This window comes from Asticcacaulis excentricus CB 48 (genome assembly GCF_000175215.2).
Taxonomy (GTDB): Bacteria; Pseudomonadota; Alphaproteobacteria; order Caulobacterales; family Caulobacteraceae; genus Asticcacaulis; species Asticcacaulis excentricus.
Map to the genome: position 1 here is coordinate 1,761,390 of NC_014816.1, position 23,785 is coordinate 1,785,174.

Sequence of the window (23,785 nt, forward strand, 5' to 3'; positions counted from 1 at the left end):
GCCTCAGCCTCCGCTGACGCTGGCGGACGTGGTCGACGCCGGCGCCTCATGGGCCGGAACGGGTTGCGGACGCGGCGTCTGTGCGGCGGGAGAAGACACCGGCGTCGGGCGCGACCGCGCCACACTGGCCGGATTGGCGCTGGAAGCGGTAGAGCTGACAGCGGTTCCGCTGGCTGATACCGTAGCACTGGAAGCGCTGGTGCTTTGCGCGGTCCGGGCCGCCGTTGGAGGCGGCGGCGGCAGGACATCCGTGACAAGTGGCGTTCGCAGCACCTCCTCGGCGCGCGGAAGCTGGCTGAAATCCTTGAACTTCATGACCTTGACCAGATCAACGGGTCCGCGATTGGTGTACAGGTCAACCCGCCAGACGCCATCGACGCCGCGACGCGCCTCCCCTACCGGCAAGCCACGAGGGAAGATGCCTCCATCGCCGGAGGTCAGGATCTGATCACCTTTCTTGAGCACATCCGGCCCTCCGCGCACAAACTCCAGACGCGGAAATCCACCCCCGTCACCCACCATCATGGCACGGGCGTCGGTGCGCGCGACCATGACCGGCACGCGGCTTACGACATCGGTGACCATCAGCACGCGGCTGACGTCCGGGCTGACGCCGACCACACGACCGACAAGCCCGTGTTCATTGATCACCGGATTACCAAAGACGAGTCCTCTGGATGACCCGGCATCAATCAGGCGATTGTTGTTGAACGGACCGCGCGAAACCGAAACCGAACGCGCCGAGACGCTTTCGACTTCCGGCTCCGTGCGCAGATTAAGCAGGACCTCATAGCGGCGGTTAAGTTCCTTGGCCTTGCGATACTCGTCGCGATAGCGTTCCAGCTCTACAATCTTCTGTTTCAGGACACGGTTTTCGCTTACGGCAAAGAAATAATCCTCAATGCCATTGGTACGGTCGCTGACGAAGTGCGCCGGTGAGGACAGCAGATTATTGCTTTTGGCCGCTGCCCGGTCAAAGCCGGCCCGGTTGCCATAGGCCGCCGCATCCAGCCCGCCGCGCCGGTCACCTAGGAACAGCAAAGCCGCAACCACGCAAATGGCGGCGACAAGGATCATCACCCCCCAAGTAATGGGCAGTTTCAGATGTTCAAAAGGCTGGTTATCCCCGTATCGCACGCTGACTTCCCTCCAGGCCCACCCGGACCCTCACTCAGAGGACAGATACTGCAAGTTTCGGTCCGAAACTATCAAGGAAATTGTAGACGCTCTGATGACAGGGCCGACGATTTACGGCCTTGCCCTCGCCTATTCAGGCTCAGAACATCGTCGAGTCGAGGATGCCCTTCATCCAGCGCGGATGCTCCAGCACCTTGCCACAGCCGATGGCCACGCACGACAGCGGGTCTTCGGCGATCGTCACTGGCAGGCCGGTCTGATCGCGGATTTCCGAATCAAGCCCGCGCAACAGCGCGCCACCACCGGTTAGCATGATGCCCTTGTCCGCGATGTCAGCAGCCAGTTCGGGCGGCGTAGCTTCCAGCGCCACCTTCACGGCCTCAATGATTTGCGCCACCGGTTCAGCCAAAGCCTCAGCGGCCTGACGCTCGCTGATGCGCACCTCGCGCGGCACGCCCTGCATCAGGTCACGGCCCTTCACTTCGATAGCCAGACCTTCGCCATCGTGCGGGACGCGGGCGGTGCCGATGTCCTTCTTGATCCGCTCCGCCGTGGTTTCACCGATCAGCAGATTGTGGTTGCGGCGCATAAAGTTGGTGATGGCTTCGTCCATCTTGTCACCACCCACGCGCACCGACTTGGCGTAGACCACACCCGACAGCGACAGAACAGCCACTTCGGTGGTGCCGCCGCCAATATCCACGACCATCGAGCCGGTCGGCTCATGGATGGGCAGGCCAGCGCCGATGGCGGCGGCCATCGGCTCAGGCAGCAGACCGACGCGACGCGCCCCGGCGTTCAGGCACGAGTCGTTGATGGCGCGGCGTTCCACTGCGGTGGCGCCCGACGGCACGCAGACAATAACCTTCGGGTTTACAAAACCCTTGCGATTGTGCACCTTGCGGATGAAATACTTGATCATCTCTTCGGCAACTTCGAAATCGGCAATAACACCGTCGCGCATCGGGCGGATGGCTTCCATATGGCCCGGTGTGCGGCCCAGCATTTGCTTGGCCTCGATGCCCACCGCGTGCACCACCTTGCGCCCACCCATGTTGCGCAGCGCCACCACCGACGGCTCATTGAGCACGATTCCGCGCCCCTTCTGATAGACCAGCGTGTTGGCCGTGCCGAGGTCGATGGCGATATCGTTGGAGAAGCTGCCGAAGAAGGGCTTTAACATTGAGCACTACCGCGAGAAATTTGTCTGGGAGGTGGCCGGGATACCGGCGGCGCATAGGGCCCCGTTAAGGGCGTCGCGCCGCGAAAACACGCGCCGTCCGCAAGGGGAGAACTCCCTTGCCCTTATCTCGCGTCAATTTCAAGGCCTTCAAAAAAAAACTTCGAATCACCTTGAAACGCATAACGGTAAACTATTGATTTTCGTGAGTGCCACTCACGGCGCTGCGGCCTTCGCGCCATTTGGCGATCAGGTGTCTGGCCAGAATGACAACGCCCAGCCAGGCCAGCCCGATCAGCGCGATCAGCGCGGTGCCCTTCCAATCGCCGCCCTCGACGATGCGCGTAAACACATTGCCAAATAGCGCCACCAGCGCCGTCTTGGGGATCGAGCCCAGCCCCAGACCCATTATGAAACCAGTGAACGGAGCCTTTGATACGCCAAAGGCCATGTTGACGATGATAAACGGCGCTGAAGGGACATTGCGCACGATGAACGAGGCCGAAAAGGCGTTGCGCCCGATATAGTCCGACAGCCGCCCCAAATGCCCGCCACCGATGCGGTTGAACGTCTCTGCCCCAATAAGCCGGCCCGTGTAGAAGGTGATCGCCCCGGACACAACGGTCGCCACCCATGAATAGAAGAAGCCCAGCCACGGTCCGAACGCCACCACGCAGGCGGCGATCAGTACAAACTGCGGTGCGCCAATATAGGCCGACAGCGTAAAGACGGCGATGACGATGAAGATACCCCAGGGGGAATCCCGATATTCGGCCATCCACAGCTCAAATTCGTGAGTCACCTCATGGCCAAAATCGGTCTTGCCGATCAGGAAAACGACCCCGATCATGGCAAACAGAGCCAGCGTCACCCAGATGGCCCGAACCGTTTTCGCGTCCATCTCGAACAGAAACTGGCAGCAACGCCGCCACAGGGGCAGCGGGCTGTTGGCGGCATCGCGCCCCGGTTCGGAAGGGTCAGGCGTTTCGGTCATGACGTGCCTATGTGCGACGGCGCGCAATCGAAATCAATATGAAGAGGCAAAGTTTATAGGGTGGCCTTACTGAAACAAAAACCCCTCCGTTTCCAGAGGGGTTGATGATCAGGCGCTGAGCGCTTCCATCTCTTCGTCCGAGATGTCGAAATTGGCATAGACCGCCTGCACATCGTCATCATCATTGAGCGCGTCGATCAGCTTCATCAGCGTCTTGGCCGGGTCGCCGGTGATGGGCGACAGGGTTTGCGGCTTCCAGATAAACTTGGTCGACTTGGGGTCGCCCAAAACCTTGGCTACGGCCTCTGTAACGGTGTTGAGGTCTTCATAGGCCGTGAAAATCAGGTGGCCGCCGTCTTCCTCGTCCTCATCGGTTTCGACATCGGCAGCCCCGGCTTCGATGGCCGCTTCCATGATGGCGTCAGCCGACCCGGCCTTTAGCGGATACTCGATCTGGCCCATGCGGTCCCACATGAAGCTGACCGAACCGGTTTCGCCCAGATTGCCGCCGAACTTGGTGAAGTAGGAACGCACATTGCCACCGGTACGATTGCGGTTATCGGTCAGTGTTTCGACAATGATGCCGATGCCCTGCGGCCCGAAGCCTTCGTAGCGGATTTCTTCCATATTGTCGGATTCACCGGCCGCCCCTTTCTTGATGGCGCGGTCGATGTTGTCCTTCGGCATGGACTCGGCCTTGGCGTTATTGACCGCCAGACGCAAACGCGGATTCATGGCCGGATCAGGCATTCCCGACTTGGCCGCCACAGTGATGTCGCGTGCCAGCTTGGAAAACAGCTTGGAACGGGCCGCGTCGGCACGCCCCTTCTTGTGCATGATGTTCTTGAATTTACTATGGCCAGCCATGGGAAACCTCTGTCAGCGCGCACCCGCGCGCTCATCTTATGGGGATTGGGCGGGGTTCTAAACCGAAACCTGAAGTTCTGGCAACACCGTCTTGAGCCGCCCGCCGAGGCGGATGGGCTCGACGCGCGTAGCCAGCCCCGTCTTGTCATCTGTTTCAACAAACACGCCGCACAGGGTCGCAGGGCCGGAAGCCGGCTTATAGCGCTCCTTACCGATGCGTGTGGTGAAGCGGCGCAGTGGCTCCTCCTTGTCCATGCCAATGACGCTGTCATAATCGGCGCAGGCCCCAGCATCGGTCTGGTAGGCGGTGCCGCCGGGAAGGATCTGCGCATCGGCGGTCGGCACGTGGGTGTGAGTACCCACCACCAGCGAGGCGCGCCCGTCGCAGAAATGCCCCATGGCCATCTTCTCAGAGGTGGCTTCGGCGTGGATATCGACCACCACCGCATCAGCCACCAGACCCAGCGGCGCGCTTTCCAGCGCTTTATCCACGGCGGCAAACGGGTCGTCCATCGACGCCATATGCACCAGACCCAGCGCGTTCATTACCAGAATCCGCTTGCCCGACGCGGTTTCAAACAGATTGACCCCCCGCCCCGGCACATCGGCCAGAGGCGGATAGTTGAGCGGGCGGATCAGGCGCGGCTCACGCACAATATAGGTCAGGGCCTCTTTCTGGTCCCAAGAATGGTTGCCGAGCGTCAGGCAGTCCGCCCCCGCCTCAAACAACTGATTGGCGGTGTTTTCCGACACGCCGAAGCCAGAAGCGGCATTTTCCGCATTCACGATTACGAATTCGAGGTCGAGCGCTCGGCGCACAAAAGGCAGATGTTCGGACACGGCGTCGCGGCCGGCCCGGCCGACCACATCACCGAAAAAAGCAAAACGCATCAGGTGTTCTTTCTAATCTCGATTAGGCCCTCTTCGGTGAGGACGGTATCGAGACGCTGATCGTGGGGTTCGGTGGGCACGCGGGCGACCGCCTGAGCGGAAAAGGCCACGCCCCACACTTGCAATGGATTTGCATTACTCTGATTTACACAGCGAAGATAGTCCAAAGCGCGGTCGTAAAAGCCTCCGCCATAGCCCAGCCGCCCACCTTCACGATCAAAAGCCAGAAGCGGTGCCAGAATGAGATCGGGGAACACTTCCGGTGCATCAGGCCCCGGCTGATGCGTGCCCAATGGGCCTGCCACCAGACGTGCGTCGAGGGTGTAGGCGCGGAAGATCATGCGTCCCTCCGCTTCGACGCTGGGCAAGGCCAGAGTATAGCCGCGCGCTTGAAAGTGCCGCATCAGAGGTCGGGGGTCGATCTCATCCCTGATGGGGTGAAACCCGGCCACGACTGACGCCTTGGGCCACCCCCCCTGCGCCAAAAAGGCCCGAGCCAGCCGTTCACCTGCATCGGGACAGGCGGCGGCCAGCGCGGCCCGGCGGACCTTCATCTCTTTGCGCATGGCGGCTTTGGCGTCTGACATGCCTGTTTAAGGCCATTTCAGACCGTAAAAAGCAAGAGCCCCCTCCGGACAGAGCCGGAAGGGGGCAAAGGTTAGTCTTCTTCGTTTGTCTTCTTTGAGTCGAACGGGAAGGCCCCGGTTGCATGTACCTCGCCCTTCGGCTTGATCAGCAGCGACAGGATCATGGTCAGGACCAGTATCGAGGCTGTCGCCGTCAGGGACCACACAATCGGTATCTTATAGACGTCGATCAGCAGCATCTTCGCACCGATAAAGACCAGAACCAGCGCCAGACCATAGGGCAGCAGATGGAACTTTTCGTGCATCCCGGCCAGCAGGAAGTACATGGCGCGCAGACCCAGAATAGCGAAGACGTTAGAGGTCAGGACGATAAACGGGTCGGTTGTGATGGCGAAGATTGCTGGAATCGAGTCCACCGCGAACACCACGTCGATAATACCGATAAGGATGACCACGATCAGCAACGGGGTGGCGATACGCTTGCCGTCAATGGGGGTAAAGAACTTCTCACCGTCGTAGTGGGGCGAGATGGTGAAGGTCTTGCGCACCCATTTTAAGGCCGGATTGCTCTCAAGATCAGGCTCCTGACCGGCGGCAAGCCACATCTTGAAGCCTGTGAACACCAGAAACGCGCCGAACACGTAGAGCACCCAGTGGAACTGCGCCACCAGCCACGCCCCCACCACAATCATGCCTGCGCGCAGGACCAGCGCCATCAGAATACCGATCATCAGCACGCGCTTTTGGTACTCTGCCGGCACGGCGAAATAGGTGAACAGCATAAGGAAGACGAAGATATTATCGACCGCCAGCGCCTTTTCGACCAGGTAACCAGTGGTGAATTCCAGCGCCTTAGTGTTGGCCAGAGCCTTGGCGGCCGCATCGCCCGAAAGCCCACCCATTTCCCACCACATAATGCCGAGAAAAATAAAGGACGTGGCGACCCAGATCAGCGACCAGATAGCCGCTTCCTTCATCGAGACCTTGTGGGCCCCTTGTTTGTTCAGAGCAAAAAAATCAATAAACAGCGCGACAACAACAAAGGCCGCGAACGTCCCCCACATCAGGGGCGTTGCAATCGTATCCATAGGTGAGACTCAATCTCTAAGGGTTGGCTAGGACAGGTCGGTCAGACCCGCCCTCAGTCTCGCCACTCCGCCGAAACGGTGTCTGATGCCGGAGCTAGGCTCGTGTTGACGACATCAAACGATCGCACCCGGCGATCTGGCTACTCCCTGAGGATAACCGCTTTATTCCAGACATGCGGCACGGATGTCAAGTTGGGATTGTAACGATTGCGCGGTTTAAATCCCGACAAGCTCGACTGTGCAGCAAAAGAGAGGCGGCGGGACCCAGAGATTTTAAAGGACGTGGTTTCGCCACCCCAAAGGGTGGCGGCGCCACGAGAACCGTTGCGAAGCGTTTAAATCCACTCAGACCTGACGTATCAGGTGGGAGCCATATGATAGGGACCACGGTCCCAGTCAGGGACAGCCCCCGTTCTAAGAGATTAAGGTCAGAAGGATTAGGTGTTCGCTGACGTGAGCCGCAGCACGACCCGCCGTCAGACAATCTAGGCGCAAGGCCGCTCCCTTACAAGGGGGACGACCACAGGCTTTTGTAAATCACTGATAAAGCGCTGACTTGTCCTAAGCCATTCAAAAAAAGACATCGATGTCATAAAAACTGACTTCACAGACATTCGATCCCGGCTTATGAAATTGCCCAACCACAAAACCAATTCCAGGGACACCGATCATGCGCCATTTTAAGCCCAGCCTGCTGGCGACCGCCGCCCTTGGCTTCGCCTTCGTCTCGACAATACCCGCCTATGCTCAGGCCCCTGCCACCGCTGTGGAGGCCCCCAAGGGCACGCCATGGACCGACACACGACTGGATGCCGACACCCGGACGGAACTGCTGCTTAAGGAAATGACGCAGGACGAGAAGCTGAAACTCGTCTTCGGTCACTTCGCCACGGCGGCCGACTGGCTGAATGCGCGCGGCGACATTGCCGGGCTAAATTGGAAGCCGCCGGTTGAAAGCCACCACCAATCGGCAGGTTTTGTCTTTGGTGTGCCGCGTCTGGGCATCCCGAACCAGTGGCAAACCGACGCGGGCGTCGGCGTCGCCTCTCAAGTCGGTGATAAGCCGCGCCTGCGCACCGCCCTGCCGTCAGGCATGGCAACGGCGGCGACCTGGGACCGCGATCTGGCTTTCAAGGGCGGTGCCATGATCGGGCGCGAAGCGCGTCTGTCGGGCTTTAATGTCCAGCTGGCCGGCGGCGTCAACCTGATGCGTGAACCGCGCAATGGCCGCAACTTCGAATATGGCGGCGAAGACCCGCTGCTGGCCGGTATCATCGTCGGTGAACAGATCCGCGGGATTCAGTCAAACCACATCATTTCGACAGTCAAGCACTACGCATATAATGCTCAGGAAACCAACCGCTTCACCGCCTCGTCTAACATTTCGGACAAGGCCGGACGCGAGTCCGATCTGCTAGCGTTTCAGTTTGCCATCGAAACCGGCAATCCGGCTTCGGTGATGTGCGCCTATAACCGCGTCAATAATGTCTATGCCTGCGAAAGTGACTACCTTCTGAACGAAGTCCTGAAAAAGGACTGGGGCTACAAGGGTTATGTGATGTCGGACTGGGGCGCGACCCATTCGACCATCCCGGCCGCCAATGCAGGTCTGGATCAGCAGTCGGGCTATCCCTTCGACAAGAGCAACTACTTCGCCGGACCGCTGAAAGAAGCGATCGAAAACGGCTTTGTGAAGCAAGAGCGTCTTGATGATATGGCGCGCCGCATCCTGTGGGGCCTGTTCTCGACCGGTGCCTTCGACAAGCCGGTGCCGGTGGCTGAAGACCAGATCGACTTCAAGGCGCACGCCGCCGTCACTCAGGCCGATGCCGAAGGTGGCATTGTGCTGCTGAAAAACACCGGCCTGCTGCCGCTGGCAACCACCGCCAAAAAGATCGTCGTCATCGGCGGCTATGCCGACAAGGGCGTCATCTCCGGTGGCGGCTCGTCGCAGGTCTATGGTCAGGGCGGTAATCCGGTCAAGGATCTGGGCCTTGGCCCCAAAGCCTTCCCCGGCCCCCTCACCTACTATCCGGACTCGCCGGTCGAAGCGCTTAAAGCCCGCACGAAGGCCGAGGTCGTCTATCATGACGGTAAGGACGTCAAGGCAGCGGTGAAGGCGGCCAAAGGCGCGGACGTGGTCATCGTCTTCGGCACCCAGTGGACGGGCGAATCGCTTGATGCCGAACTGAAGCTCGATGAAAACGCCGACGCCCTGATCGACGCGGTGGCCAAGGCTAATAAAAAGACCGTCGTCGTGCTGCAAACGGGCGGGCCGGTCTTCATGCCGTGGCTGTCGAAGGTCGGAGCCGTGGTCGAAGCCTGGTATCCCGGCACGAAGGGCGGCACGGCCATTGCGCGCGTCCTGACCGGTGAAGTCTCGCCGTCGGGTCGCCTGCCGGTGACCTTTGCCGCTTCGCTTGATCAGTTGCCACGTCCGAAATTGGACGGTGACCCGAAGAGCGACACCATCCGCACCCAGGTCAATTACGACATCGAAGGTGCCGCCATCGGCTATAAGTGGTTCGACAAGAAGGGCCTGAAGCCCCTGTTCGCCTTCGGCCACGGCCTGACCTATTCGACCTTCGGCTATAGCGACCTGAAGACCTCAACGGCGGGCGATAAGCTGCGCGTCAGCGTCACCGTAACCAATACGGGCAAGGTCGCCGCTTCGGACGTGCCGCAGGTCTATGTTTCGGCCCCCGCCTCGGCCGGCTGGGAAGCGCCCAAGCGCCTCGGCGGCTGGGATAAGGTGGCGTTGAAACCCGGCGAGTCGAAGACGGTGACGGTGACGGTCGATCCGCGCTTGCTCGCCACTTTCGACAGCGCGTCAAAGACGTGGAACGTCGCCGCCGGTGCCTACGAGGTGATCCTCGCCCGCTCGGCCACCGATACCGCCAGCAAGACCACCGTCACGCTGAACGCGCAGAAGTATGATGTGAGAGGGAAGTAACATGGCTGCGGCAGAGGACGATCAACTTGACGTTCTGCCTATTCTGCCCAGCCTCTCTCTGAGCGAAACCCAGAGGTTCTATCGCGAATTTCTGGGTTTTGATGCCACCGTGTTTGAGGATCACAACTATCTGATCCTCCGACGCGATGCCTTCGGTTCACCAATCGAACTGCACTTCTGGCTGACGGATCGCCGCGAACTGTGCGAACAGAGCGCGGTCTATATTCGCGGGGGAGGCATAGACAGGCTGCACCAAGAGTTTTGGCAAAAAGACCGTCTGCGCGTGTCGCCAATCCTACCGCGGCCGTGGGGCATGACCGAATTTTACATCCAAGACCCACACAGGAACTTACTCAAATTCGGTCGCGTGAGCGACGAAAGCCGCCGCTAAACCTCGCCAACGAGCTTTTCGAGCCGTTCGGCGGCGTCGGAAATGGCAAAGGCGGCCTTACGTTCGATCTCAAAGGCCCCAGCGGACATGCGCGCCTGCGCCGACTGCGCCTCTTCCAACTGCGCGCGCAGTTCTTCCATCTCATCGACCAGCAACAGCGACGCCATCAGGAACAGGCGCACCTCGCCGATCGCCCCTACGTCGGAGACCACCATTTCCACATGGTCGTTAAAAACGCGCGCCAGTTCCTGCACACGCGCTTCCTGACCGTCGGCGCAACCCACCGTATAGGGCTTGTTATTGACCTTGACCGTAACCTCAGCCATCAGGCGGCCTGTTCGTTGAGAAGTTGACGGATATCCTCGGCGGCCATGCCCAGCGCCTCAAAGGCTTCCGAAGCTGCGGCTTCCAGCGCCTTTTCACGGGCCTTCAGCGCGCCGATTTCGTCCTGAAGGCGGCGGGCCTCTGTGATGGACGAATCGCCCTGCGGATCGACGCTACGTGCGTGCAGATCGCGGATTCGGATTTCGAGCGCATTGAGCGCGCTGTCCAGACGCTCGACCGCCGCTGTCAGGCTGGCGCCCGCGACCGGAGAAAGCTGAGCCGTGTTCTGAGCATTTTCCATAGCTTGACTGTACTTCCTAAAGGGCTGCTTCACAAGTCATGCAGCCTGAAAGGCGAAAATTAGCCCCGTACACCCCTGCGAGGCCAAATTCCTAAAACTCGAATATGGCCATTGTCCGGCATATGGGCTAAAGGACCGCGCAACCTCACCCGCTTTTCCGCGTTTCATTAGTTGAGATTGCCATGTCCCTGCCGCCGATCCCCGGCCTCCCTGCTGCCAAGCCGTCCCCTACCGTTATGGCGGATGCGATTCGCGTCTTGTCGATGGAAGCGGTGCACCGCGCCAAATCCGGCCATCAAGGGATGCCGATGGGTATGGCCGATGTGGCGACCGTTTTGTGGACAAAGTTCCTCAAATACGATCCTAAAAAGCCCGACTGGGCCGACCGCGACCGCTTTGTGCTTTCCGCAGGTCACGGCTCGATGCTGATTTATTCGCTGCTGCACCTGACGGGTTTCAAGTCGGTGTCGATGGAGGACATCAAAAACTTCCGTCAGTGGGGCTCGACCACCGCCGGTCACCCGGAATACGGCCACACGGCGGGCGTCGAATGCACCACAGGACCGCTGGGTCAGGGGTTGGCGACTGCTGTGGGTATGGCCATGGCCGAACGCCACCTCAATGCACGTTTTGGTGATGAGATCGTCGATCATCGCACGTGGGTCATCGCCGGTGACGGCTGCCTGATGGAGGGCGTGTCACACGAAGCCATCTCTCTGGCCGGGCGTCTGAAACTCAACAAGCTGATCGTGCTGTGGGACGACAACAACGTCACCATTGACGGCGTGGCGACCATAGCCGAAACCGGCGATCAACTGGCTCGATTCAAGGCGGCGGGCTGGGCAGTGAAGGCTGTCGATGGCCATGACCACGCGAAGATTGCTGCGGCCATGCGCTGGGCCACTCAACAGTCGAAGCCGGTCCTTCTGGCCTGCAAGACCCTGATTTCGAAGGGAGCCGGCCCCAAGGAAGGCGACCCCCATTCTCACGGCTATACCCTGTTCGATAGCGATATCGAATTGTCGCGCAAGGCCATGGGCTGGGACGCCGAAACCTGGACCGTGCCCGCCCCGATCAAGAAGGCGTGGGAGGCCGCCGGTCGCAAGGCCGCACGTCCGCGCAAGGCGTGGGAAGCGGCTCTGAAAGCGCATCCGCAGCGCGAAGCTTTTGAACGCGGCATGACCGGCGACCTGCCCACCAATGCGTTCGACGCCCTCGATGCGCATATCGAAAAGCAACTGGAACTGAAGGCGGGAGATGCGACGCGCTCAGCGTCCGGAGCCGCTCTGGCGCAGCTTGTGCCGCATATCGACGAAATGATCGGCGGCTCAGCCGACCTGACGGGTTCGAACAACACGCTGGTCAAGGGCATGACCGCCTTCGACGCCCCGGCCTATGACGGTCGCTACGTGCACTACGGCATTCGCGAATTCGGCATGTCTGCGGCACTGAACGGCATGGCGCTACACGGCGGCATCATCCCTTATTCGGGCACCTTCTTTGTCTTCTCCGACTATTCGCGTCCGGCCATCCGTCTGGCGGCGCTGATGGGGATTCGCGTCATCAACGTCCTGACGCACGACTCGATCGGTGTGGGCGAAGACGGCCCCACGCACCAGCCGGTCGAGCATTTGGCCAGCTTCCGCGCCATGCCGAACCTCTTGACCTTCCGCCCTGCGGATATTGTCGAAGCCGCCGAATGCTGGAAAGCGGCGCTTGTGGAGCGCAAGACGCCGTCGCTGATGGTGCTGTCGCGTCAGAAGGTCCCGGCTGTGCGCCATCAAGGCGGCAACCTGTCAGCCAAAGGCGCCTATGAGCTGAAAACCGCGTCAGCTCCGGCGACGGTATCGATCTTCTCATCGGGCACCGAGGTTTCGGTAGCCGTTGCGGCGGCTGAGGCCCTCGAAGCGCAAGGCATCCCGACCCGCGTCGTTTCGACGCCGTGCTGGGCGCTGTTCGACCGTCAACCGGCCAAATATCAGGCCGAAGTCATCGGCTCAGCCCCCGTCAATGTCGCCATCGAAGCGGCGGTGTCGCTGGGCTGGGAACGCTTTATCGGTCAGGACGGTATCTTTGTCGGCATGAACAGCTTCGGCGCCTCGGCACCGCAGGACGTGCTCTACAAACAGTTCGGCATCACCAAGGAGGCCGTGATCGAAAAAGTGACGGCGAAACTGGTGACCAAGGCGGGTTAATCCAGCCGTCAGGCGCAAGCCCTATCGGGCGCGGGCCACGGTCCGCGCCTTTTTCATAAGATACATGTAATAAAAACCGATTGCACCGGTCAAAGCCGCGTGATCGGCCGTTTGGTGTTTGACGCGCCGCACCTATACCTGTACGGTCTTTCGCATCGACTTTTGAACTGCGACTTTCTACTGCGGCCCCGGCCGTATCTGCGAACTTCCTTTCATAGATCGACGACTACCACGCTGCCTTTGAAAGGAATTTATCATGAGCACAGGTACGGTTAAGTGGTTCAACGGAACCAAGGGTTATGGCTTCATTCAGCCGGACGACGGTGGCAACGACGTGTTCGTTCACATCTCGGCCGTTGAACGTTCGGGCCTGCGCGGCCTCAACGAAGGCCAGAAGGTCACCTTCGAACTGGCCCGCGACAAGCGTTCGGGCAAGATGTCGGCTGAAAACCTTCAAGTCGCCTAAGCCTTTTCAGCTTTTGCTGAATGAAAAAGCCGCTCCATCCGGAGCGGCTTTTTTGCATTTGTGCGACGGCTGTGCCAAAAGCCCCCGATGCATGACCCTGTACTTGATACCCTGCTCCGCCCGTTCGATGATGGCCTGATCGACTGGCCCACCACCCCTGCCCTATTCCTACGCGCCCGCTATGGCGCAGCTTTGAGCAGTGTAGAGCGCACGCGCCTGATCTGCGAACAAAGCTTCAAGCCCGAACACGACCGACTGGAACAAGCGGGCTTCAGCCTGCGCGCCGCCACAGACACGGCGCGCTATCCGCTGGTGATCGTTTTGCCGCCTCGTCAGCGCGAGGAATACCGCGCCCTTTTAGCCCGTGCCGTCGAAAGGGCCGAACCGGGCGGCATCGTGCTGGCCTGTGTTTCCAATCTCGAAGGGGCAAAGACGGTCGAAAGCGACCTGAAAGCCCTTTGCGGTAATGTCACCTCGCTGTCGAAGAACAAGTGCCGCGCCTTCTGGGCCACAACCGACGCCATCAACGCCGATCAGGTGTCGCTGTGGCGGACGCTGGATGCACCGCGACCGATTCTCGACGGGCGGTTTCAAAGTCGTCCCGGCCTGTTTGCCTGGGATCGAATTGATGCTGGGTCTGAGCGACTGGTGGCGCACTTACCTGCTTTGAGTGGTCATGGGGCTGATCTGGGCGGCGGCTACGGCTATCTGAGCGACGAAGTTCTGCGCCGCTATCCGGAGGTGCGCCTCGACCTTTATGAGGCCGAACAGCGGGCGGTCGAGTTGGCCGAACTCAATCTCAAAGCCTATGGCGAACGGATCGCCTGCCGCTGGCACGACGTGACCAAGGGCATCGACGGCCCCTATGACTTTATCGTCTCCAATCCGCCGTTTCATGCCGGACGCGCCGATCAGCCGAAACTGGGGCAGGCCTTTATCCGTAGCGCCGCCGCCGCGCTGAAACCCGGCGGCAGCCTGTACATGGTCGCCAACCGCCACCTCCCCTACGAGGCCGGGCTGAAAGCGGCTTTCAAAAGCGTCAGCCTGCTGCACGAGGACCGCGACTATAAGGTCTATCGGGGGATTAAATGAGGCTGATCAAACTTCTGGCCAATCTTGGTTACGGGTCGCGCAAAGAGGTGCAGAAATATATCCGCATGGGTATCGTCACCGACGCCGAAGGCAACCTTCTGAATGACGATGCCAAAACCGCCCATGAGGATATCCGCTTCAATGAGCGTCCGCTTGACCCGGCGCACGGCGTTGTATTGATGCTGAACAAGCCAACCGGCTATGTCTGTTCTCTGAAAGACACAGGCAAGCTGGTCTATGAGTTGCTGCCGCACCGTTTCAGCGAGCGTAAGCCAGTCCTTTCCACCGTCGGGCGGCTGGACGCGGACACGTCGGGCCTGCTGCTGTTCACCGATGATGGCGACTATCTGCACCGCATCATCTCGCCCAAAAACCACGTCGCCAAAATTTATGAGGTGACACTGGCCCGCCCGCTGCAAGGCCATGAGGCGGCGATCTTTGCCTCTGGTGAACTGATGCTGGAGTCGGAAAAGACGCCGCTCAAACCGGCGGCAATGGAACAAACGGGCGAAAAGACCGCGCGCCTGACCCTCTATGAAGGGCGCTATCATCAGGTGCGCCGCATGTTCGCCGCCGTCGGCAACCACGTCGAAGCCCTGCACCGCTCCCAGATGGGTGATCTGACGCTAGGGGAGCTGCGACCGGGAAAATGGCGCCTTCTGACGACCGAAGAACGCGACGGTTTGCTGCAAGGTTAAAAAAGCGGCCTGAGACAACTTCAGACCGCTTTTTCATCATCTACTTCTTTTGTGGCCCACATTCGCCATGGGGGCGTTTCGGCGCGTCACCTCTGGGGCCCTTGCCCTCCGGACCCTGCGGCGGTCCGGGCAAGGCCAGACGCTCATCGGCATCGATAAAGCCGTTTTTATTGACGTCACCGGCATCGAAATGCGTTTTCAGCGGGGCCGAAACCTCTGTCCACGATAGCTTGCCATCATGGTCGCTGTCCAGCGCCACAAGACGGGTCGGCCCCATCGGTGGGCCTTTGACATCAGGGCCGTCTTTACCGTCCGGGGCACAGTGCGGCGGCCGGAAGGCCTCGAACTCGGCCTTGCTGATCTGGCCATCCTTATTGCTGTCCATCGCCTCAAAAACAGGCGGCGGAGGTGGCGGCGGTGGTGCCTTGTCTTCTGCCCATACAGGCAGGCTGGCGAGGATCAGAGCGCTGCCGGCGGCAACGCTGGCCAAGAAAACAGAATTACGTGTCATGGGTGTCTCCCAACATCTGGAAACCCCAAAATGCACGGGCCGCGTATCCTCAGAATTTCAGTGTTGGTTGAATTTTGTCTAAAATGTGTCTTGGTGTGTCCATGGCGACATTCTGCGACCCAGATGTCGCGTCATAAGTCGCCTCTGTTCCTGATTAGACGTAAGATATCTCATGACGCCCGACACCGCCGCCAGCCCCCACCGCCCGCACATCCTCGTCGTCGATGACGATTTCGACCTCCGCGAACTGATTTCCGGCTTCCTCAGCCAGAACGGTTTCGAGGTCCACACCGCCGCCAGCGGGCGTGAGATGGACAAGGTGCTGCAACGCGGCGATATCGGTCTAGTCGTGCTCGACTACATGATGCCGGGCGAAGACGGCCTGTCGATCTGCAAGCGCCTGAACCAGAAGGGCGGCCCACCGGTGATCATGCTTTCGGCCAAGGGCGAAGAGATCGACCGCATCGTGGGCCTTGAGTTGGGGGCCGATGACTATCTGGCCAAACCCTTCCACCCGCGTGAGCTTCTGGCGCGTATCCGGGCGGTGATGCGGCGCGGCGACGGGCGTGGTCAGGGTGAAAAATCGCCGCTGACGACCTTTTTCGGCTGGACGCTCGACAATATCAAACGCACGCTGCAACGGCCTGACGGCGTGCAGGTGGCTTTGTCCAATGCCGAATTTGAACTGCTGCGCGTGTTCCTGGAACGACCGGGGCGCGCCCTCACCCGAGATCAGATCCTCGACCACCTGCATGGCCCCAACAGCGACAATTTCGACCGCGCGATTGATGTGCAGATTTCCCGCCTGCGCCGCAAGCTGAACGATGAGGCAAACGATGGCGAGGAAATCATCCGCACCATTCGCGGCATCGGCTATATGTTCCGCCCTCTAAAGTAAGCATCTCCCGCCGTGCGCCTTCCCCCCCTGCCGCGATGCCTGACCCGCCTGCCCATCTTCACGCAGGTGATGGGCTTGTGCGTTTTTGTGCTGATCATCTCTATCCTGATCAATATTGCCCTGGTGGTGCTGATGCCGCCGCCCAAACCCTCAGGCTATACATTGAACGAGGCGGCCAGGGCGCTGAGCGAGGGGCAGGTCAAGCTGCGCAATGGCCGCACGCTCAAAACCGAAACCCTCGGCTCCCCGCCCGCCTTTATCCGCGAAAAGCCGCCGCATCCTTTCGGTGAAAACGGCTTTGAACAATTGATGCGCCAGAGGCTGGCTCAATCCCTCAAGGTGCCGGAAAGCCGCGTGTTTATCGACGGTCGCCCGGACTTTCGCCGCAACCGCTTCGGCCCGGACCGCATGGTCTTTCGCCCGCCGGATCAGGGGGCGAGGGGCCCCGGCTTTCAGGGCGTGTTTGTCGAGCGCGCCGGCCGCCCCAGCTCACAGCATCCTTCCGGCCCGCCTCCCGATGCGACCCCGGATGGGGCCACCCTGCACCGGATGCGCGAGGCCTTTCTGATCAACAGCCTGCCGCCCGGTTTTAATGAGCAGATCACCTTCCCCGCCTTTCGGGCGGCGATGCAACTTCCGGACGGGCGCTACCGCAGCCTGATCCCGCCGCGGCAGTTCCCGGAACCGTGGCAGGTCAGTCTGCTGCTGGGCTTTCTGCTGACCGCTGCCCTGATTGCCCCTTTGGCCTGGCTTCTGTCACGCCGCCTGACCCAACCGATCGCGGCCTTGGCCGAAGGGGCTGCCAAGCTCGAATTCGACCGCGCCGCCGAACCGCTGAAAGAAAGCGGGCCGGCGGAGGTGCGCCGGGCGACGCAGGTGCTGAACGCCATGCAGGTGCGTATCCGTCAGCACGTCGAAAGCCGCACCGCCGTCATTGCCGCCATCGCCCACGATCTGAAAACCCCGCTGGCGAGGCTTCGGCTGCGTATCGAAACCCTCCCCGCCAAAGAGCGCGATAAGATCGCTCAGGACATTGCCCATATGGACAGCCTGATCCGTTCCGCCATGACCTTTGCCTCGGCAGACAAGATGGCGCAGAACGTGGTGCGGCTTGATCTGAGCGCCTTGGCCGAAAGCCTCGCCGAGGACATGGCCGATCTGCACAATATCGAGACGGGTCCGATAGAACCCGGCCTCACCGTCATGGCCGACAGCATCGCCATGAAGCGCATTCTGTGCAACCTGTTTGAAAACGCGCACCGTTATGCAGGCGGTTCGCGCCTCAGCGTGCAGCGTGACGGCGATCAGGTTGTGGTGACCCTCAGCGACGACGGCCCCGGCGTACCTGACGAGGCGCTGGAGGCGGTGTTTGAGCCGTTCCATCGGCTGGAATCCTCACGCAACCGCGATACCGGCGGTGCGGGACTTGGGCTCAGCGTCGCCCGCGCTCTGGCCGAAGCGCATCAGGGCACCTTAACCCTGCGCAATCGCGTCACAGACGGTCGTGTCGAAGGGCTGGACGCCCTGCTGACCCTACCGTTAGCCTGACGGCATCGCCCCCCAACCCTCCCTGTTACCTTGCGAAACAAGGCGTGCACCGGGTAGCGCTACCACGTGCCGCATGATGGTATTTTGCGCTTGACTTGGCGAGACTTAGGGACAAAACCAAGGTCGCAAAAACATGGATTTGCCGCCGGTTTCGACGGCCCTGAGCACAAGGGATGTGACAATGACTTTACGTGTGGCGATTAACGGATTTGGTCGTATTGGCCGTCTGGTTCTGCGTTCGATCATCGAGAACAACCGTACCGACATCGAAGTGGTGTCGATCAACGATCTCGGCCCGGTCGAAACCAACGCCCACCTGCTGCGTTACGACTCCGTGCATGGCAAGTTCCCGGCCGAAGTCAAGGTCGATGGCGACAGCCTGATCATCACCGCCAATGGCAAGACCTATGCCCCGATCAAGGTGACGGCAATCAAGAACCCGGCCGAGCTGCCGCACGCCGCGCTCAAGGTCGATATCGCCATGGAATGCACCGGCATCTTCACCTCGAAGGAAAAGGCCTCGGCCCACCTCGAAGCCGGTGCCAAGAAGGTTATCATTTCGGCTCCCGGCGACAATGCCGACAAGACCATCGTCTATGGCGTCAACCACGACACCCTGACCGCTGAAGACACCGTGATCTCCAACGCCTCGTGCACCACCAACTGCCTGTCGCCAGTGGCCAAGGTCCTGTCGGATCTGTGCGGCATCGAACGCGGCTACATGACGACGATCCACTCCTATACGGGTGATCAGCCGACACTCGACACCATGCACAAGGACCTCTACCGCGCCCGCGCCGCGGCGCTGAGCATGATCCCGACCTCGACCGGGGCCGCCAAGGCCGTGGGCCTCGTCCTGCCGCACCTGAAGGGCAAGCTGGACGGTTCGTCGATCCGCGTGCCGACCCCAAACGTCTCGGTGGTGGACCTCAAGATTGTACCGTCGCGCCCAGTAACGGTCGAAGAGGTCAATGCCGCCATTATCGCCGCCGCCGACGGCCCGATGAAGGGCGTCCTCGCCTATACCGATGAGCCGCTGGTGTCTTCGGACTTCAACCACAACCCGGCCTCCTCGACCTTCGCGCTCAAGCAGACGCAGGTCATCGACGGTCAGTTCGTGCGCATCCTGACCTGGTACGACAATGAGTGGGGTTTCTCGACCCGCATGTCAGACACTGCCGTCGCTCTTGGCAAGTTCCTGTAAGATGACACACCCCGCCGGAGCGATCCGGCGGGGTTTTCTCAAGTAAAGGCACAGCTATCGGGGACGCGAAACATCACGTCTGAGGCGCCCTCAGCAGGAGTTGAACATCAGGTTCCTGTAGTGGCTGGGAGGTAGTTTCCTAACCGGCGCTCCGTTTGTCGCTTCGCCGATATGTCTGTCACTCTTAACGCCTCTAGCCGTCGCATTTATAGTTCTTCAGAAATCCCATTGAAATTTATATAATTTTCTCAAAACCACTTTCTCGATCCTCATGATGAAATAATTAAGAACGGAAACTTAATCCTCTCCAACCGGCCTTTAGCCTACCTATCCCAGCTGCTGTCCACGCTGATCGACAGCATTGTTGTTGGATGGGTGTTTTTTCAGGCATTATCGGCTCCATTTACAGATTCTGACCCTAAAGCGAGACCCCATGACCTTCAAAACCCTTGATGATATTTCCGACCTTCACGGCAAGACCGCGCTGGTGCGCGTCGATTTCAACGTGCCGGTCGAAGACGGTCGCATCACCGACGATACGCGCCTGAAGGTGGCTTTGCCGACCATCGAAAAGCTGCAAAAGCTCGGCGCAAAGGTCGCGCTTCTGGCGCACTTCGACCGCCCAAAGGGCAAGGTCGTGCCGGAAATGTCGCTGCGGTTCGTCGCCCCTGCCCTGTCAGCGCTGCTCGGAACCACCGTCGCCTTTGCCGATGACTGCGTGGGTGCAGATGCTGCTGATGTGCTGAAACTGCTGCCCGCCGGGGGCGTGGCCCTGCTAGAAAACGTGCGCTTCCATGCGGGCGAAGAAAAGAACGATCCCGACTTTGCGGCGCAACTGGCGGCACTCGGCGATATCTACGTCAATGACGCTTTCTCCGCCGCCCACCGTGCCCATGCCTCGACCGAAGGCGTCGCGAAGCTTTTGCCCGCCTATGCCGGAGAGTCGATGCGCCGCGAACTGGACGCCCTGAACGCCGCGCTGGGCACGCCCGTACGCCCGACCATCGGTATCGTCGGCGGTTCTAAAGTGTCCACGAAGCTCGACCTGCTGAAAAATCTGGTGGGCAAGCTCGATGCGCTGGCCATCGGCGGCGGCATGGCCAACACCTTCCTCTATGCCCAAGGACACGAAGTCGGCGGTTCCCTCTGCGAAAAAGACCTCAAGGACACGGCCCTCGAAATCCTGAAAGAGGCAGAAGTAAAAGGCTGCCGCATCCTGCTACCGCTCGATGTAGTGGTGGCGCAGGAATTCAAGGCGCACGCGCCCAATCGCATCGTTGATCTGGGGGCTGAGCTGAGCGGTGATGACAAGATTTTCGACGCGGGCCCCAAGACGGTGGCACAACTGAAAGACGTCATCGACAATTCCAAAACCCTGATCTGGAACGGGCCTCTAGGTGTGTTCGAACTGCCACCGTTTGACACCGCGACCGTCGAAGCAGCGAAATTTGCGGCAGAACAAACGCAATCGGGTAAGCTGATCGCCGTGGCTGGTGGCGGTGATACGGTTGCTGCACTCAACCACGCCGGTGTGGTGCAGGACATGACCTTTGTCTCAACGGCGGGCGGTGCGTTTCTGGAATGGATGGAAGGCAAGGACTTGCCCGGCGTCTCCGCACTCGGTTAAGTGAAGAGGCTATCGCTCTGGCGTCAGGGAGCCAGAGGGTCTAATATTTAAATGATTTTCAGACCTTGCGGCCTGAGACCGGAAACCGGCCAATCCGCAAGGTCCTCACTGAGCATATGAAAGAGGGAAATTTATCATGGCTCGTATCAGTCTGCGCCAGCTTCTCGACCACGCGGCCGAGAACGACTACGGCGTGCCAGCCTTTAATATCAACAATATGGAACAGGGACTGGCGGTCATGGACGCCGCCCGCAAGGCCGAAAGCCCGGTTATTATTCAGGCATCGCGTGGCGCACGCAACTACGCACACGACACCATGCTGACCAAGATGATCGACGCCCTGGTCGAAATCTATCCGGAATTACCTATCGTCATGCACCAGGACCACGGTAATTCCCCGGCGACCTGCGCTACGGCCATCCAGAACGGCTTTACGTCGGTGATGATGGACGGGTCGCTGATGGCCGATGCCAAGACGCCCGCCGACTATGAGTACAATGTCAATGTAACCAAAACCGTCGTCGATTTCGCTCATGCCTGCGGCGTGTCGGTCGAAGGCGAACTTGGCGTGCTGGGTTCGCTGGAAACCGGCATGGGCGAAGCCGAAGACGGCCACGGTGCCGAAGGCGTGCTCGACCATTCACAACTGCTGACCGACCCGGATCAGGCTGTGGATTTCGTCGCCAAAACCAATGTCGATGCCCTGGCGATCGCAATGGGCACCTCGCACGGCGCCTACAAGTTCTCGCGTAAGCCGGACGGTGAAGTGCTGGCCATGCACGTCATCGCCGAAATCCACAAACGCTTGCCCAATACCCACCTTGTCATGCACGGTTCGTCCTCGGTGCCGCAAGAGCTACAGGACCTGATCAACGCCTATGGCGGGGAAATGCCGCAAACCTACGGTGTGCCGGTCGAAGAATTGCAAAAGGCCATCAAGATCGGCGTGCGCAAGATCAATATCGACACCGATTGCCGCATGGCCATCACCGGCACGATCCGCAAATGCTTTATCGAAAATCCAGCCAACTTCGATCCGCGCTCGTACCTGAAACCCGCAAAAGAAGCGATGCAGCAGGTCTGTTATGACCGCTTTGTACAGTTCGGCACGGCGGGCAATGCCTCGAAGATCAAGGCCAAGCCTTTGTCTAGCATGGCGAAATACTATCTGGCCTAAGAAAATCATACCTCTCTGGCTTGCCGGAGAGGCATAAGAAGCGAAAAAGCGCAGGTCCTTCGCCTGCGCTTTTTTTGCATTTGCCCTCTTGAAGCGGCGCCAATCCTCCCCAAATCCATAGACGTAAGACGCCGACACCGGGTCTTTCTGGACCGCTTCATCGCCCGTTTTGGGGATGCTCAAGCGATCCAACCAACAACCCAAGACAGCTCTACGCCGCTGTCTATCTCGCTTTGGATAAGGAGACTTTTATGCGTACTCAAATCGACTTTTCCCCCCTGTACCGCAGCGCTGTCGGCTTTGACCGTCTGGTCAGCCTGCTCGATTCCGCCGCGCGGACCGACACCGCGCCGGGCTGGCCGCCTTACAATATCGAACGCATTGCCACCGGCACCGATGGGGATGGCGACGCCTACCGCATCGAAATCGCCGTCGCTGGCTTCCGCCCTGATCAACTGAATATCGAGGTGAAGGAAAACGTTCTGACCGTCACCGGCAAGAAGGACGCCGAAGACGGGTCACGCACTTTCCTGCATCGCGGCCTGGCCGAACGCAGCTTTGAGCGCCGCTTCCAGTTGGCCGACCATATCCGCGTCACCGAGGCCGAACTGGCTAACGGGCTTTTGACCCTAAATCTGGTAGTCGAAATTCCGGAAGCCAAGAAGCCAAAGCAAATCGCCATCAAAACATCTGGCAATACCTCGCAGGCACTGGAGGCCGCCGAGTAAGCGTAATGTGTGCACTGAATGCCCCTTCGGTCGGCGCGTATCGGTGCTCCTGATCCTGATCACCGACCGAATGGGCCGCGTCTCTCTTATCTCTCTGATGAGAGATGCGACCCGCCCCTTCTCTCTCCCCCTCCGAAACTTCCCCGGAAGCGCCCCGCGCTTCCGGTTTTTTATGCCGTCTCGGCCTGACGCGCCTCGTAGGCCCGGTACATAGCCTCTTCCTGCTCGCGCCATTGCCTGAGCAGTGTCGTACGCCGCGTCGGATAGCGCTGATCAGCAACGCTCAGATTTAGAATACGGTCAGAGCGGAAATGCCGGAAATCCTGCCGCAATTCGCACCAGCCAACCAGCAGCCGCGCCCGCTCGTAAAAGCCCAGCGCCACAGGCCAGACGATACGCTCAGTCGTCGCCTCTTTTACGTCGCTATAGTCCATGATGAGCTTACGTTCGGACTTCAGCGCCTGCCGGATCATTTTGAGGTAGCGGTCTTCAAACTCCGTCACCTCGGTGTCTTTCCAAGGCGGCGGCACCATCAGGCCGGTCGTTTGCAGGCTGTCGCGCATATCATCGGGAAGGACGGCATTAATCTTGGCCAGCGCATTGACCGCCGCCGCCGAAATTGCCTTGTCCGTGCGCCCGGCCACCCATTTGACGCCCAGCGCAATGGCCTCAATCTCATCGTGCGACAGCATCAGAGGCGGCAGCATGAAACCGGGCCGCAGCAGAAAGCCCACCCCGGCCTCGGCCTCGATATCGGCCCCCTGCGCGCGCAAGGCGTCGACGTCCCGATAGAGGGTACGCAGCGAGACGTTCAGCTCCAGCGCCAGACAATCACCGGTTACCGGATAGCGGTGCCGACGCAAAATCTGTAGCAAATTCAAAAGCCGGGCGGCGCGTGACATATCCCTTCCCCTGCGTCAGTCCACTC

At 60.0% G+C, this 23,785-nt stretch carries 23 protein-coding genes and 1 other RNA gene; 12 read left to right on the forward strand and 12 right to left on the reverse strand.

What is annotated here, in order from left to right; all coding sequences use genetic code 11:
* Positions 1-3 precede the first annotated feature (3 nt).
* The 8 genes from mreC to ssrS all read right to left on the reverse strand — a co-directional run bounded on the left by mreC (position 4) and on the right by ssrS (position 7,214).
* Positions 4-1,137, reverse strand: a complete 1,134-nt coding sequence (gene mreC / locus ASTEX_RS08115) for a rod shape-determining protein MreC (RefSeq protein ID WP_013479129.1) — start codon at positions 1,135-1,137, stop codon at positions 4-6.
* Positions 1,138-1,276: 139 nt separating this feature from the next.
* Complete coding sequence (locus tag ASTEX_RS08120; RefSeq protein WP_013479130.1) at positions 1,277-2,320, reverse strand: rod shape-determining protein; 1,044 nt, start codon at positions 2,318-2,320, stop codon at positions 1,277-1,279.
* A 190-nt stretch (positions 2,321-2,510) separates the two neighbouring features.
* On the reverse strand, positions 2,511-3,311 hold the full coding sequence (locus ASTEX_RS08125) for a TVP38/TMEM64 family protein (protein WP_013479131.1): 801 nt from the start codon (positions 3,309-3,311) through the stop codon (positions 2,511-2,513).
* A gap of 108 nt (positions 3,312-3,419) precedes the next feature.
* Positions 3,420-4,178 (reverse strand): YebC/PmpR family DNA-binding transcriptional regulator, encoded by a 759-nt coding sequence (locus tag ASTEX_RS08130; RefSeq protein WP_013479132.1) that lies wholly within the window; start codon positions 4,176-4,178, stop codon positions 3,420-3,422.
* A gap of 57 nt (positions 4,179-4,235) precedes the next feature.
* Positions 4,236-5,069, reverse strand: a complete 834-nt coding sequence (locus ASTEX_RS08135) for a TIGR00282 family metallophosphoesterase (protein ID WP_013479133.1) — start codon at positions 5,067-5,069, stop codon at positions 4,236-4,238.
* Positions 5,069-5,656, reverse strand: a complete 588-nt coding sequence (locus ASTEX_RS08140; protein ID WP_013479134.1) for a 5-formyltetrahydrofolate cyclo-ligase — start codon at positions 5,654-5,656, stop codon at positions 5,069-5,071. The genes ASTEX_RS08135 and ASTEX_RS08140 overlap by 1 nt, the downstream gene beginning before the upstream one ends.
* 71 nt (positions 5,657-5,727) lie before the next feature.
* Positions 5,728-6,744, reverse strand: coding sequence for a TerC family protein (locus ASTEX_RS08145; RefSeq protein ID WP_013479135.1), 1,017 nt, complete (start codon positions 6,742-6,744; stop codon positions 5,728-5,730).
* A 305-nt stretch (positions 6,745-7,049) separates the two neighbouring features.
* A non-coding RNA gene (gene ssrS, locus ASTEX_RS19670) (6S RNA) lies at positions 7,050-7,214 on the reverse strand.
* Positions 7,215-7,414: 200 nt separating this feature from the next.
* Here ssrS and ASTEX_RS08150 point away from each other — a divergent pair.
* The gene (locus ASTEX_RS08150; RefSeq protein WP_013479136.1) at positions 7,415-9,697 is read left to right on the forward strand and encodes a beta-glucosidase; all 2,283 of its coding nucleotides are present in this window, start codon (positions 7,415-7,417) and stop codon (positions 9,695-9,697) included.
* Between the two features lies 1 nt (position 9,698).
* Positions 9,699-10,088, forward strand: a complete 390-nt coding sequence (locus tag ASTEX_RS08155; RefSeq protein WP_013479137.1) for a glyoxalase superfamily protein — start codon at positions 9,699-9,701, stop codon at positions 10,086-10,088.
* On the opposite strand, the gene ASTEX_RS08160 is transcribed toward ASTEX_RS08155, so the two are convergent.
* Entirely contained in the window at positions 10,085-10,414 is a 330-nt protein-coding gene (locus tag ASTEX_RS08160) for a cell division protein ZapA (RefSeq protein ID WP_013479138.1), read from the reverse strand. The genes ASTEX_RS08155 and ASTEX_RS08160 overlap by 4 nt on opposite strands.
* On the reverse strand, positions 10,414-10,713 hold the full coding sequence (locus ASTEX_RS08165) for a hypothetical protein (protein ID WP_013479139.1): 300 nt from the start codon (positions 10,711-10,713) through the stop codon (positions 10,414-10,416). The genes ASTEX_RS08160 and ASTEX_RS08165 overlap by 1 nt, the downstream gene beginning before the upstream one ends.
* Before the next feature lie 182 nt (positions 10,714-10,895).
* Here ASTEX_RS08165 and tkt point away from each other — a divergent pair, with 182 nt between their 5' ends.
* The 4 genes from tkt to ASTEX_RS08185 all read left to right on the forward strand — a co-directional run bounded on the left by tkt (position 10,896) and on the right by ASTEX_RS08185 (position 15,164).
* The gene (tkt, locus tag ASTEX_RS08170) at positions 10,896-12,908 is read left to right on the forward strand and encodes a transketolase (protein WP_013479140.1); all 2,013 of its coding nucleotides are present in this window, start codon (positions 10,896-10,898) and stop codon (positions 12,906-12,908) included.
* A 256-nt stretch (positions 12,909-13,164) separates the two neighbouring features.
* A complete protein-coding gene (locus ASTEX_RS08175; RefSeq protein WP_013479141.1) occupies positions 13,165-13,374 on the forward strand; it encodes a cold-shock protein in 210 nt (69 codons plus the stop codon).
* An 87-nt stretch (positions 13,375-13,461) separates the two neighbouring features.
* Entirely contained in the window at positions 13,462-14,466 is a 1,005-nt protein-coding gene (locus ASTEX_RS08180) for a class I SAM-dependent methyltransferase (protein ID WP_013479142.1), read from the forward strand.
* Positions 14,463-15,164, forward strand: coding sequence for a pseudouridine synthase (locus ASTEX_RS08185; protein WP_013479143.1), 702 nt, complete (start codon positions 14,463-14,465; stop codon positions 15,162-15,164). Before ASTEX_RS08180 ends, ASTEX_RS08185 begins: the two co-directional genes overlap by 4 nt.
* 40 nt (positions 15,165-15,204) lie before the next feature.
* On the opposite strand, the gene ASTEX_RS19300 is transcribed toward ASTEX_RS08185, so the two are convergent.
* Entirely contained in the window at positions 15,205-15,675 is a 471-nt protein-coding gene (locus tag ASTEX_RS19300; protein WP_013479144.1) for an EF-hand domain-containing protein, read from the reverse strand.
* A gap of 172 nt (positions 15,676-15,847) precedes the next feature.
* Here ASTEX_RS19300 and ASTEX_RS08195 point away from each other — a divergent pair, with 172 nt between their 5' ends.
* From ASTEX_RS08195 to ASTEX_RS08220, 6 genes are all read left to right on the forward strand, one after another.
* Positions 15,848-16,573, forward strand: a complete 726-nt coding sequence (locus tag ASTEX_RS08195; RefSeq protein ID WP_013479145.1) for a response regulator — start codon at positions 15,848-15,850, stop codon at positions 16,571-16,573.
* A 12-nt stretch (positions 16,574-16,585) separates the two neighbouring features.
* Entirely contained in the window at positions 16,586-18,121 is a 1,536-nt protein-coding gene (locus tag ASTEX_RS08200; RefSeq protein ID WP_013479146.1) for a HAMP domain-containing sensor histidine kinase, read from the forward strand.
* A 181-nt stretch (positions 18,122-18,302) separates the two neighbouring features.
* On the forward strand, positions 18,303-19,325 hold the full coding sequence (gene gap / locus ASTEX_RS08205; RefSeq protein ID WP_041658606.1) for a type I glyceraldehyde-3-phosphate dehydrogenase: 1,023 nt from the start codon (positions 18,303-18,305) through the stop codon (positions 19,323-19,325).
* A gap of 433 nt (positions 19,326-19,758) precedes the next feature.
* On the forward strand, positions 19,759-20,952 hold the full coding sequence (locus ASTEX_RS08210; protein WP_013479148.1) for a phosphoglycerate kinase: 1,194 nt from the start codon (positions 19,759-19,761) through the stop codon (positions 20,950-20,952).
* A gap of 136 nt (positions 20,953-21,088) precedes the next feature.
* The gene (gene fba, locus ASTEX_RS08215; RefSeq protein ID WP_013479149.1) at positions 21,089-22,129 is read left to right on the forward strand and encodes a class II fructose-bisphosphate aldolase; all 1,041 of its coding nucleotides are present in this window, start codon (positions 21,089-21,091) and stop codon (positions 22,127-22,129) included.
* Positions 22,130-22,380: 251 nt separating this feature from the next.
* Positions 22,381-22,857, forward strand: coding sequence for an Hsp20 family protein (locus tag ASTEX_RS08220; protein WP_013479150.1), 477 nt, complete (start codon positions 22,381-22,383; stop codon positions 22,855-22,857).
* Positions 22,858-23,027: 170 nt separating this feature from the next.
* Here ASTEX_RS08220 and ASTEX_RS08225 read toward each other — a convergent pair whose 3' ends face one another.
* Positions 23,028-23,759, reverse strand: a complete 732-nt coding sequence (locus ASTEX_RS08225; protein ID WP_013479151.1) for a helix-turn-helix transcriptional regulator — start codon at positions 23,757-23,759, stop codon at positions 23,028-23,030.
* Between the last annotated feature and the right edge of the window lie 26 nt (positions 23,760-23,785).